9 protein-coding genes and 2 other annotated features are annotated in these 12119 nt (G+C 47.3%); of the genes, 8 read left to right on the top strand and 1 reads right to left on the bottom strand.

All coding sequences use genetic code 11. The annotated features are described in order from the left end of the window. Positions 1–88 precede the first annotated feature (88 nt). Positions 89–352, top strand: a binding site (T-box leader). 239 nt (positions 353–591) lie between these two features. The 6 genes from AB3489_RS12620 to AB3489_RS12595 all read left to right on the top strand — a co-directional run bounded on the left by AB3489_RS12620 (position 592) and on the right by AB3489_RS12595 (position 5671). Then, the gene (locus AB3489_RS12620) at positions 592–1782 is read left to right on the top strand and encodes an ABC transporter substrate-binding protein (protein WP_368293181.1); all 1191 of its coding nucleotides are present in this window, start codon (positions 592–594) and stop codon (positions 1780–1782) included. Positions 1783–1816: 34 nt separating this feature from the next. Beyond that, positions 1817–2692: a branched-chain amino acid ABC transporter permease gene (locus AB3489_RS12615; RefSeq protein ID WP_368293180.1), complete on the top strand. Its 876-nt coding sequence runs from the start codon at positions 1817–1819 to the stop codon at positions 2690–2692. An 85-nt stretch (positions 2693–2777) separates the two neighbouring features. Next, positions 2778–3773: a branched-chain amino acid ABC transporter permease gene (locus AB3489_RS12610; protein ID WP_368293179.1), complete on the top strand. Its 996-nt coding sequence runs from the start codon at positions 2778–2780 to the stop codon at positions 3771–3773. An 80-nt stretch (positions 3774–3853) separates the two neighbouring features. After that, positions 3854–4621 (top strand): ABC transporter ATP-binding protein, encoded by a 768-nt coding sequence (locus AB3489_RS12605; RefSeq protein ID WP_368293178.1) that lies wholly within the window; start codon positions 3854–3856, stop codon positions 4619–4621. Continuing rightward, positions 4614–5333: an ABC transporter ATP-binding protein gene (locus AB3489_RS12600; RefSeq protein ID WP_368294637.1), complete on the top strand. Its 720-nt coding sequence runs from the start codon at positions 4614–4616 to the stop codon at positions 5331–5333. Before AB3489_RS12605 ends, AB3489_RS12600 begins: the two co-directional genes overlap by 8 nt. Before the next feature lie 155 nt (positions 5334–5488). Beyond that, on the top strand, positions 5489–5671 hold the full coding sequence (locus AB3489_RS12595; RefSeq protein WP_368293177.1) for a hypothetical protein: 183 nt from the start codon (positions 5489–5491) through the stop codon (positions 5669–5671). 91 nt (positions 5672–5762) lie between these two features. On the opposite strand, the gene ileS is transcribed toward AB3489_RS12595, so the two are convergent. Then, entirely contained in the window at positions 5763–8864 is a 3102-nt protein-coding gene (gene ileS, locus AB3489_RS12590; RefSeq protein WP_368293176.1) for an isoleucine--tRNA ligase, read from the bottom strand. Between the two features lie 96 nt (positions 8865–8960). Next, positions 8961–9229: a binding site (T-box leader), on the bottom strand. 356 nt (positions 9230–9585) lie between these two features. Here ileS and spoIIP point away from each other — a divergent pair. Both spoIIP and murJ read left to right on the top strand, forming a co-directional pair. Beyond that, the gene (gene spoIIP / locus AB3489_RS12585) at positions 9586–10431 is read left to right on the top strand and encodes a stage II sporulation protein P (protein WP_242871518.1); all 846 of its coding nucleotides are present in this window, start codon (positions 9586–9588) and stop codon (positions 10429–10431) included. 55 nt (positions 10432–10486) lie between these two features. Further along, positions 10487–12046 (top strand): murein biosynthesis integral membrane protein MurJ, encoded by a 1560-nt coding sequence (murJ, locus tag AB3489_RS12580; protein ID WP_368293175.1) that lies wholly within the window; start codon positions 10487–10489, stop codon positions 12044–12046. Positions 12047–12119 lie beyond the last annotated feature (73 nt).

Below are 12119 nucleotides of genomic sequence, written 5' to 3'. Positions count from 1 at the left end.
ACAGAACAAATATATTTCTAATGATATTTCTAATTGACGAATCTCAAAGCCCTGTGATAATATAGATTCAAATCAACACCATTATTGTATAAAAGTAATGATGGGGTAAAGTAAACGGTATGAGCTTTCCAGGGAGGAAACGTCTTAGACTGAAAGCGTTTCTATCGCATTGATCGTTGAAGGTTCACCCCTGAACTTCCGGACTGAAACCTTTGGGTAAGTAGGTCTGGACGGAGGCTCCCGCCGTTAAAAGGGAGGGGGTATAAGGAAGAATAAAGTCCTGTACCTACTGAAAAGTGGGGTCTGCTTAGACCCAAATAGGGTGGTACCGCGAAGCACTTTCGTCCCTTCAGGGATGAGAAGTGCTTTTTTAATTGGCTGCAAGGAGCGGCTAGCAAGGCCACGGATGGCCACGGACCACACTAAGTTTCAGTAGGGAAAGATTTCTTTATTCGTACTCTTAAGAGAGGGTTGGAGTGATCCAGCTAACTGGGGTGGTACCGCGGAAGGCCACAGCTTTCGTCCCGGCGAAGGCTGTGGCTTGTTATTTTCTGGTGTATCAGAAAAATATGAATGTAGGAGTGAAGGATGATGAAAAGAAAGTTCAAAGGTTTCACAGGGAGTATGGTAGTAGCTTTATTATTGGCGGTCAGCCTGATATTGGGGGGGTGCAGCTCCGGGAAAAGCAGTAAGGCAGACAGTGAGGCAGCAGAACCTTACAAAGTGGGTGCGGTTCTCGATATCAGCGGGACTTCCTCTTCTTTGGGCACACCTGAACGCGATACGCTGCTAATGATGGTGGACAAAATCAATGCCGAAGGCGGTATTCAAGGCCATCCGATCGAACTGATCATTGAGGATAATAAAAGTGATGAAACTGAGGCTGTACTTGCTGCGAATAAGCTGATCGAAAAAGGCGTCCTTGCAGTTTTGGGCGGCAGCTCCAGCGGAACCTCGATGGCCATCATTAAAACTGTCCAGGATGCACAAATTCCGATGATTTCTCTGGCAGCAGCCAGCAGCATAGTTGAACCGGCGGCTGAAAGACAATGGGTATTTAAAACAGCCCAGAGCGATATCATCATGATCAATAAAATCATTGAATATCTCAAGAAGAATAACATGACGAAGATTGCCTTTATGTATATGAACAATGCTTATGGCGACAATGGCAAGAAAGCCATCAGCGCAGCAGCTCCCCAAAATGGGATCACCATCGTCGCCGAAGAAAAATTTGATGCGACAGACAATGATATGACACCGCAATTAACGAATGTTAAGAGCAGCGGGGCTCAGGCAGTCGTCGTATGGGCAATTCCGCCTTCGGCCTCCATCCTGACGAAGAACTATAAGGATCTTGGACTGACGATTCCGCTCATTCACAGCCATGGCGTCGGCAATCAGAAATTTATTGAACTTGCCCAGGACGCCGCTGACGGAGTGATCCTTCCAATCGGCAAGCTTCCAGTGACCGATCAGATTGCGGATTCTGATCCGCAGAAAGCAGTGCTTACAAGTTATATCAATGATTACCAAAACAAATACAATACCGCGCCCAATTCATTCGGCGGTTATGCGGCAGATGCTTTAAGTCTCCTGGTCAAGGCGATCGAAAAAGCTGGTCCGGATCGCAGCGTCATTCGGAATGAACTGGAAAAAACGCAGGGACTTGTCGGTGTATCCGGGGTATTTAATATGTCCGAACAGGATCATAATGGCTTAAGCGAAGATTCCGCCGTTTTGGTGCAGATCGAAGACGGCAAATGGAAAATATTACAGTAACGAGGGCAAAATTACAGTAACGGAGTGAAACCTGATGGGAGAACAACTACTGCAGCTATTATTCAGCGGGCTTACGCTTGGAAGTATTTATTCCATTATTGCCCTTATCCTGGTCATTACCTATAAAGTAACAGGCATATTAAATCTAGCCCTTGGGGAATTCCTGGTTATCGGGGCACTTTTGACGGTTAGTTTCAAATCGATGGGGATGCCGCTAATAGCGGCCTCCCTTCTTGCCATCATTATTGTCGCCTTGTTGGCGGGGGTACTCGAAAGGCTGACGGTCAACAAAGCCAGGGGAGCCAGCAGCCTGACGATGCTGATCATTACAATTGGTATTTCGATATCCTTAAGGGGACTGGCCCTTCTGATCTGGGGAACGGATACCTACTCTCTGCCCTCCTTTACGGCTAGTGGACCAATCATGGCAGGCGGGGCGGCACTCAATCCTCAGAGTATCTGGGTATTTTTGCTGGCAGCGGCAACACTGATCTGTGTCAACACTTTTTTTGGACGGACGTACTGGGGAAAAGCAGTTAAAGCTTCCGTCCTCAGTCCCATCGGAGCCCAGCTGCAGGGGATCAATCTGAGTACGATTTCCCTAGCCGCATTTGTTTTTTCAGGGGCTTTGGCTACCACCGCAGGAATCTGCATTGGACCGGTGACGATGGTCACGTATGATATGGGTTTTATGTTAGGCGTCAAAGGTTTTATCGCGGCAACAATTGGCGGATTGGGCAGTATATCCGGAGCTGTTCTGGGGGGATTAATCCTGGGGCTTTTGGAAGCCTACAGTTCAGGACTGATTTCCTCCGGGTTGAATGATGCGATCTCTATTGTGATTCTTCTTGCAGTCCTTTTAATCAGGCCGGAAGGGATCCTGGGTGCAATCAGCGAGCGTAAAATTTAATCTTAAAACAGGGTTTCCTTTTGGTATAGATTTGATTTCTTTTGAGTAAGATTTACAGCGTCATATGGTAAGGAGCGTATCTTTGGTGAAAAAGATTATATTTAAATTCAGCGGAGCTGTCATCATGCTGGTATTGTTGATTATCCCGCTCCTGCTTAACAGCAATTATCTTTATGGATCACTGATTGTTATCGGCCTGTATGCGATCGTTGTCCAGGGCTTGGGAATACTGATGGGTTATGCGGGGCAGGTGTCGTTCGGTCATGCGGCGTTTTTTGGTTTAGGCGCTTATACGGCCGCGATATTAACCACGCGTTTTCATTGGCCATCACTGTTAGCCCTTCTGGCAGCAATTCTTCTTCCCGGAATTGTTGCGGCCCTAATTGGCCGACAGACCCTTAAGTTACGCGAGCTATACCTTGCCCTCGCGACGCTCGGCTTTGGGATTTTAGTCCATATATTATTTACCGAAGGCGGAGAAATAACCGGAGGGCCATCCGGGATCAGCGGTATTCCGCATCTGGGCATTGGCAGTCTTATTTTAAACAGTGACAGGAAATTTTATATCCTGATCTGGATCATTCTGGTCCTGATACTGCTGGGAATACGAAATTTAGTTCGTTCCAGAACAGGCAGGGCCTTATGTGCGATCCGAGAGAGTGAGTATGCGGCAGAAAATGCCGGTATTGACTGTATTAGGCTTAAGCTGCAGGCCTTTATTTTCAGTGCGCTGCTTACGGGTTTGGCAGGGGGCCTTTATGCTTTTTATGTGACCTTTATCAGTCCGTCACCATTTACTTTTCATGCTTCCGTCCAGTTTGTACTGATGGCAGTGATTGGCGGCCTGGGTACCTTTTGGGGGCCTTTGCTTGGGGCTGTGGTCGTCGTGGCCTTAAACGAGATCTTAAAAGAGTTGATACCGCTCATCGTTCCCGGAGCCGGCGGTGAATACCAGATCATTATTTACGGAATCATCCTGGTTGCACTCATGATATACCGTCCGCAGGGGTTAAGCAGTATCGGGGAATTCTTTCAAAGTTCAAAAAAGAGTCTGGTTCAAGATGGAAATGAAGTCAATTAACCTATATACAGAACGATGATTCAAATATGAAATAAGAATTATAGATTGAGTATCAATCCTATAGAAGGAGGGAAAAGGCCATGCTTCTGGAGTTACACAGAATTACAAAACATTTTGGCGGCATTATGGCTGTCAAACATGTGTGCTTTGGGGTTGAAGAAGCAAAAATTACAGCGCTTATAGGACCTAACGGGGCAGGAAAAACGACGATTTTTAACTTGATTACCGGAACGTATCAACCGGATGAAGGTGAAGTGTTATTGGAAGGAAAAACGATCACTGGAATGAAGCCGTATAAGACAGCTCAGGCTGGAGTAACCAGAACTTTTCAGAACCTGCAGCTTTTCGGCAGCATGACCGTGCTGGAAAATGTTATGACTGGTGCTTACCTACAGGGGAAAAAGGGCTTTGTCAAGTCGTTTCTTTCTTCCCCTGAACGGTCTACCGAAGAAAAAAAAATCAGGGCTGAATCCCTGAAACTGCTTGAAGAGGTTGGTTTAGCGGAGTCAGCTGGTTTGCCGGCAGCAGTTTTGCCGTTCGGACAGCAAAGACTGTTGGAAATTGCCAGAGCCCTTGCTTCTCAGCCCAAACTGATCCTGCTTGATGAACCGGCTGCAGGATTAAATGCTGCTGAATCTGAAATCCTGACAGAATATTTGAAAAAACTTCGCAGTCAGGGTATGACCATGATAATGATTGAACATGATATGGAAACGGTCATGGAAGCTGCTGATGAGATTGTTGTCCTAAATTTCGGGGAGGTGATCACCCAGGGACCCCCGGCAGAAATTCAGGCTCACCCGGAAGTGATCAAAGCCTATCTCGGAGAGGATGAGCAAATTGCTTAGTGTAAATGGTCTCGATGTTTATCATGGCTATGTGCATGCGCTCAAAAATGTATCCCTGAATGTCAGGCAGGGAGAATTGCTGGCGGTTCTTGGAGCCAATGGTGCAGGCAAAAGTACCCTGCTAGGGACTCTCGCGGGGTTATACAAGCCTGCTGCAGGAGAAATCATTTTTCAGAACAAAAAAATAGCCGGCCAGTCACCGGAAAAAATCGTCAGAGCCGGTATTGCTCTTATACCGGAGAAAAGAGAGATATTCAGCGGGCTAAGCGTGATGGATAACCTGATGATGGGGGCTTTTCACCGTTATCGTCAGGACAAGGCGGATATCCCAAACGATGTGGAGGAAGTCTTGGAATTATTCCCTCTGCTGCAGGGAAGAGAAAAGGATTTGGCCGGTTCTTTAAGCGGTGGTCTACAGCAGATGCTGGCAATAGGCAGGGCCCTTATGGCCAGGCCCTCACTGCTGCTGCTCGACGAACCTTCCATCGGGCTGGCCCCGCTTGTCGTACGCGAGATCATGGCGATCCTGGTCGGGATGAAAGAGTCCGGCGTCACAGTCGTACTGGTCGAACAAAATACAAAAGCCGCCTTGAAAATGGCGGACAGTGTACTCGTCATGGAGCGGGGTAAAATTGTTCACCACGGAAGCTCCAAAGAAGCAATCTCGGATTCTCTGCTTCAGGAAGCTTATCTGGGCCGGACCCGGATGTGACCAGCCAATAATGCGGGATCTCGATCTTCTTTGACGATTCGTTTTTGTCGCCCCGAAACGTAAAATATGTCAGACTGGACTACGTTGATCTCGAATAAGATTCTGAAAAATATTCGTCTGGTTTTTCCTACGCCAGTATATAGCGGTACTTATAAATGATAGCAGAAAAATTAGATCTCAAATTCTTTACAGGATTGCTTAATGGACGAGATATTAACGGCATGGTGCTGTCCGCGCCAAGTGGAGCTGGATGCGGAACGCGGCTGTTTGTGCCATGGATGGCACAACAGCTGAAAAGCGGATGGCACCACGCCGTTAGCTTCAGCTTAAAAAAATAATGCTAATGACGGTCTGTGTTAACTATTATCAGCATTATTTCAGTTCAAGGTTACTTATTTTAAAAAATTCAGCTCAACGGAGCCAAAGCATTTAGATCCGTTCTACCCTGACGCCGGTATCGTGGTCATTCAGGTTCACCTTAGTCAGGTCTGCGGTACTCAGTGTTTTTTCGATGCTTTCAGCGAGCGTTTCTACTTTGATGTATTCCTGATAGCTTTGAATCGCACTCGTGACTTGGTCATCCCCATCGAAATAGATCCGGATGCGGTCCATCATTTCAAAATCATTGCTCTTGCGCATCTGCTGGACTTTGGAAACGAGCTCTCTGGCCAGACCTTCATCGATAAGCTCTCTGGTCAGCGTGGTATCAAGAATAACGAACAGGTTGTTTTCCATTGTGACCGTGAACCCTTCTTTGGCGGAAATCGATACGATGACATAGTCCTTGACGATATCTAGCTGTTCTCCATCCACATCCACTGAGAGCGATTCTCCAGCCTCCAGGGCAGCCGCAGCCGTTGAAGCCTCCAGGCTTTCCAGTGCTTTGCCAAGGAGTTTGATTTTCGAGCCGAAGACGGGTCCAGCAGTTTTGAAGTTAGGCTTCAGAATGAAATTCATGAAATCGCTTAAGTTATTCGCAAAAATAACTTCCTTTACATTGAGCTCTTCCTGAATCAGTGGAATTAAATCGGCGATCAGGACTTCATATTTCCCGTCAACTAGGATTTGCTGGATCGGCTGACGGACTTTGATCCTGACCTGTTCCCGGGCAGATCTGCCGAGGGTGACTAAATTCCTGACCAAATCCATTCTGGTTTCGACGTTCTCATCGATCATAGTCGAGACATATTCCGGATAATCTGCCAGGTGGACCGAAGTCTCACCGGTCAGGTTACGGTAGATTTCTTCCGCCAGATAAGGTGCGAACGGTGCTGAGATTTTTGCGATGCCGACCAGGATTTCATACGTGGTGTTATAAACGGCCTTCTTGTCGTCCGATAGGCCGGAATCCCAGAATCTGCGGCGGGAGCGCCGGATATACCAGTTGGAGAGATCCTCGCTGACAAATTCTTGTATTTTTCGGACCGCTTTAGTCAGATCATAGACAGCGAGATTGGTTTCAACGTCATTGATCAGGGCGTGATATTTGGAGAGGATCCACCTGTCGAGCTCCGGCCGCTTTTTGTATTCGATAAAGAAATCTCTCGGGTCGACCTCATCGGTATTCGCATAGAGCGCAAAAAAGGTATAGACGTTGCGGAGTGTCCCGAAGAACTTGCTCTGGACTTCCTTAAGGCCTTCAATGTCAAAGCGTTTAGGTGTCCAGGCCGGAGACACATAAAGCAAATACCATCTGAGCGTGTCGGCACCGTACTGGTCAAACAGTTCAAACGGGTCTACCGTGTTGCCTTTGGATTTGGACATTTTCTGTCCCTGCTTGTCTAAAACCAGATCGTTGACCAGAACCCGCTTATACGGGGAACGGCCCATCACAAAGGTCGAGATCGCGAGCAGGGAGTAGAACCAGCCGCGGGTCTGATCGATCCCTTCACAGATAAAATCAGCCGGGAACAGTTCATGGAAGTTCTCTTTGTTTTCAAACGGATAATGATGCTGAGCATAGGGCATCGCGCCGCTGTCAAACCAGCAGTCAATGACTTCACTGACCCGGGTCATCGGTTTGCCGCACTTTTCACAGCGGATATGAACATCATCGACGTAAGGTCGGTGCAGTTCGATGGTTTCATCAATCTTTTCGATTGCTTTTTCCACAAGTTCTTTGCGGGAGCCGACCGAAGCAGTATGGCCGCATTCGCAGCGCCAGATATTCAGCGGAGTCCCCCAGTAGCGGTTACGGGACAATGCCCAGTCATTGACATTTTCAAGCCAGTTGCCAAAACGTTTTTCACCGACAAAGTCGGGATACCATTCGACTGTTTTGTTATTGGCGACAAGCTGATCTTTTAGTTTGGTCATCGCAATGTACCAGCTTGGTTTGGCGTAGTACAGCAGAGGGGTCTGACAGCGCCAGCAGTGCGGGTAATTATGCTCCATCTTTTCCTTTTTAAACAGTTTGCCCTCGGCGTGCAGCCACTTGATGATATCCAGGTCGGCATCCATCACAAAGCTATCCTTCCAAGGTGTTGCGATAAATTTGCCCGATTCGTCTACCGGTTGAAAAACCGGCAGGTTGTAGCGCTTTCCGGTGTTATAATCGTCTTCACCAAAAGCGGGTGCGGTATGGACGATCCCGGTACCGTCCTCTGTCGTGACATAATCGGCAGTCGTTACAAAAAAAGCCTTTTTGTCGGCGGTTAAGAACGGCATCAGCTGCTCATACTCCATATATTCAAGCTCAGTGCCTTTTAATTCCTGCAGGACTTCATAATCGTCGCCGAGTACTTTCGGTGCGAGCGTCTTCGATAGATAATAAATCTCATCATTGCTGCGGACTTTGACGTAGGTTTCGGTCGGGCTTACCGTCAGTGCAGCATTGGAGGGCAAGGTCCATGGTGTGGTCGTCCAGGCCAGAAAATACTCGTCATATTCTTGGCGTTTGAATTTGACAATGACTGTATTCGTTTTAATTTCTTTATAGCCCAGCGCCACTTCGTGGGAAGCAAGTCCGGTTCCACATCTGGAGCAGTACGGAAGAATCTTGTGACCTTCGTACATATATCCTTCTCTGAAAAATTTGTCCAGAATCCACCAGACGCTTTCAATATAATTGTTATCCAGGGTAATATACGGATGATCCAGATCAATCGAATAACCCATCCGGATCGTCATTTCGCGCCACTGTTTTTCATACGTAAACACAGAGTCGCGGCATTTTTCATTGAACTGGGCGATCCCATACGCTTCTATACCTTGTTTGTCGGAAAGATTCAGCTGTTTTTCAACTTCGATTTCCACCGGCAGTCCGTGCGTATCCCATCCGGCCTTCCGTTTGACCTGAAAACCTTTCATGTTCTGATACCGGCAGACGGAATCCTTCAGGGTTCTCGCCATGACATGGTGAATACCCGGCTTGCCGTTGGCAGTCGGCGGACCCTCATAAAACACGAACGGTTCCGCGCCTTCGCGGTTTTCGATTGTCTTCTGCAGAATATCAATCGAATCCCAGTAATCTGATATTTGTTTTTCCCGTCCAGCAACGGGGTTTTCAGCTAAAGATTTAAATTTTTTCATAGAGATTCTCCTTTATCAATTCATTAATGACTGTTAGTTCCTCGTCAACCCTCAAGTTATCATATGAAAAAAGTAAAAATCCCTAAGTATAAATAACTTAGGGACGACTAAACCGCGGTACCACCCTGATTATATGTCTGAGGTACATGAAATTACGTCAAACACATCACTCTTACCCGTTAACGCAGGGCAGGCGAAACTTCTTACTGGAACCCTGTTAATTGATCACTTGGCAGTGACAAGGCACATATTTCTGAAGTTCAGCTCCCGGGTGATTTTCACTTGAAAGTCGGACGCAATCTCTCAGCATTTGATTGCTTTCTGTGGACTTCCTTTTAAGCTACTGTCCCATTCTTTGCTGTTTGATACTTGAATTGTCTTCAAATTATATCTATTATATGACATCTCATGCAAAAATGCCAAGTACATCTTAAAAATTCTGCACTGTATAAATTCAGCGTTAATGCAGGTGTAAAATATTAAGGGTATTTCAATGTTCTAAGACAGGTTTGTCCTTCATATTCCTAATTATGGAAAGGAGGAGATTATCCTGTTTTTTTGGAATACCCGTCTGAAAGCTATTGGGGTCATACTACTCTTGGCGCTGCTTGCATTTTCTGTTTACTTTTGCATTTCCAACGATAGTTTTCAGTATACCATAAAAATATTGTCTGAAAAAAGCTTTCCGTTTGAGCTTATACTTCTGGAAGGCGCCCCGGGGATGTCTTATCCACAACGAACCTATATCAGTGATACACGGAATGCTGCTGCAGGGATCGGAATGTATTTGCTGACCGGAGTCAACATATCCGACGCTCGGACGTATTTTTTAAGTTTCTATGCACCTCCTTCCGAAGGGCCGACCTGGCTGGGCTGGGCCTATTATCCCAATGATCCTGAAATGGAGGGACCACTGCTCGAACCCCTCGATAATCCGTTTTATCATGATCCTGAACCGATTAAAAGTGCGCAGGATGTCCTGGTAAGCATCTATCACACCCACAGTGCAGAGTCCTATTCGGGGGATGGCGGTGCAGACCGGTCAGCTGGAGGTGAAAACGGAGATATTGTGGAGATTGGACAGCTATTGACTGAAAAATTGAACCAGGCAGGAATCAATACGGCACATTCCGAGGAGGTTAATGATGCTGTCTATATCCAGGCCTACAATCATTCCTATCTCGCAGCAAAAAAAATGCTCGAGAAAAACCCAACAACCCGTTTGCTGATCGATCTTCACCGGGACGGACTTCCTTCCCAGGTGGGCAAAGATACTGCAAAGATTAACGGACAGGAGTGTGCCAGAGTCATGATTGTGATCGGTCAGAAAAATCAAAACTGGGAAAAGAATGATGCAATTGCGCGTGAAATTATTAAGATTGCGGAGAAAAAATACCCGGGACTGTTTTTCCCGAAAATCCGCTATGCCTCAGAAGCACGCTATAACCAGTATCTCACGGACGGAGCAATCCTGCTGGAAATTGGCAGTCAGCTAAACACGTTGGAGGAAGCACAGGCTGCAGCCGGACCGATAGCCGAAGTATTGAAGGAATATCTCGGTAAATGATATAATTTGCAGTGAGTGCATTTCTTTGTATATAGAAAGGTCCTTCAGCATCATTATGACAAACAATCAAAAAATGATGAAAGCGGCAGGCTTCATGATGGCTGCCAACCTTGTTTCCAGGCTTCTCGGTTTTGTCAGGGAATCCCTGATGGCAGGCCTGTTTGGGAAAACGGCGGCTACAGATGCATATAATACGGCTTTTATTCTTCCGGACCTGCTCTACTGGCTGTTGGTCGGAGGGGTGTTGAGTGCTGCCTTTATCCCTGTCCTATCCGAATATATTGCCAAAGAAAAGGAAAAAGAAGGATGGAAAGTCGTCAGCTCGGTAACCAATGCGACATTTCTTCTGCTCTGTATCCTGGTTATCGCAGGCATGCTGCTGACTCCGAAGTTTATTGAGATGCAGGTACCTGGATTCAGTCCGGCGAATAAGGAACTTACCATCTATCTTACCCGTATCTTACTGCTGCAGCCGGTCATTCTGGCTTTGAGCGGGATTACGATGGGTATCCTGAACTCGTACAAAATATTTTGGCCGTCCGCGCTGGGGACGGTCCTTTACAATGCCAGCGTCATCCTATTTGGGGCGCTTTTTGCTAATTCCGGTGAGGCCCGGAGTATCTCCGGTTTTGCGTTTGGGGTCGTGATCGGCGCTACGGTAAATTTTCTTGTCCAGGTCCCTTCCCTGCACAGGGTTGGCTTCCGCTACTATCCAATGATCGATTTGAAACATCCCGGGGTCCGGAAGATCATGGTCTTGGCTGTCCCGATGATTATCATGTACACCTTGAATCAATTCCAGGTCATTGTGAATTCCAACCTCGGTTCTGCTCTTGATCCGGGAAGCTTGACTGCGGTCTGGTACTCTTACCGTCTTTTCCAGGTCCCGGTCGGCATCTTCGCGCTGGCCATCGGTGTCGCTGTTTTTCCGACCTTAACAGAGCAGGCTACTCTGAAAAAGGCCAAAGACTTTCTGGAGACGATCTCGAGTGCAATTCGTCTGATTATCTTTATTACGGTTCCGATATCCATTGGGATGGTCGTCCTGCGCTTCCCTTTGATTCGGGTTCTGTTCCAGCATGGTGAATTCAGTGCAGGGGATACGGATATCATGGCTGTGCCGCTGCTGTATTTTTCGCTAGGGATCACTGCTCAGGCTATTATTCAGATTCTGCCGCGTGCTTTTTATGCGATGCAGAACACCTGGATTCCGGTTATTCTTGGTCTTATCGCCATGGCTGCCAGCATAATCTGGATGTACATTTTAGTCGGGCCTTTGGCTTGCGGCGGCTTGGCCCTGGCTGTAACCCTCGGAGCCATTATGCAGATGCTCCTGCTGTTTATCGTACTGCGCCGCAAACTCGGCAAAATTGACGGGCGCAGAATCGCAGCCGTGTTTAGTAAAACACTGGCAGCCGCTTTGGCCATGGCAGCTGTCGTCATGATTTGGGCGAATCTGCTGACCCTTTGGGTCGGAATTGGCAAAATGGGCTCGACGATTGTTTTAATCAGCGGAGCACTCGTAGGCATGCTCGTGTTTTTTATAGTTGCCCGTCTGCTGAAGATGGAAGAGTACCAAATGGCCATCGAGATGCTGATCAAACGACGCAAATAAGGAGGGCTGGGGGGCAAAAGGACTCCCCCTGTCCCCCCGGCATTCCGGAGCCGCCTTGCTTTTCAAGGCGGTA

The organism is Dehalobacter sp. TBBPA1 (genome assembly GCF_040931655.1).
Lineage (GTDB): Bacteria > Bacillota > Desulfitobacteriia > Desulfitobacteriales > Syntrophobotulaceae > Dehalobacter > Dehalobacter restrictus.
Note: the sequence above shows the minus strand (reverse complement) of the source record. Positions and strands in the feature narration are given on the sequence as shown.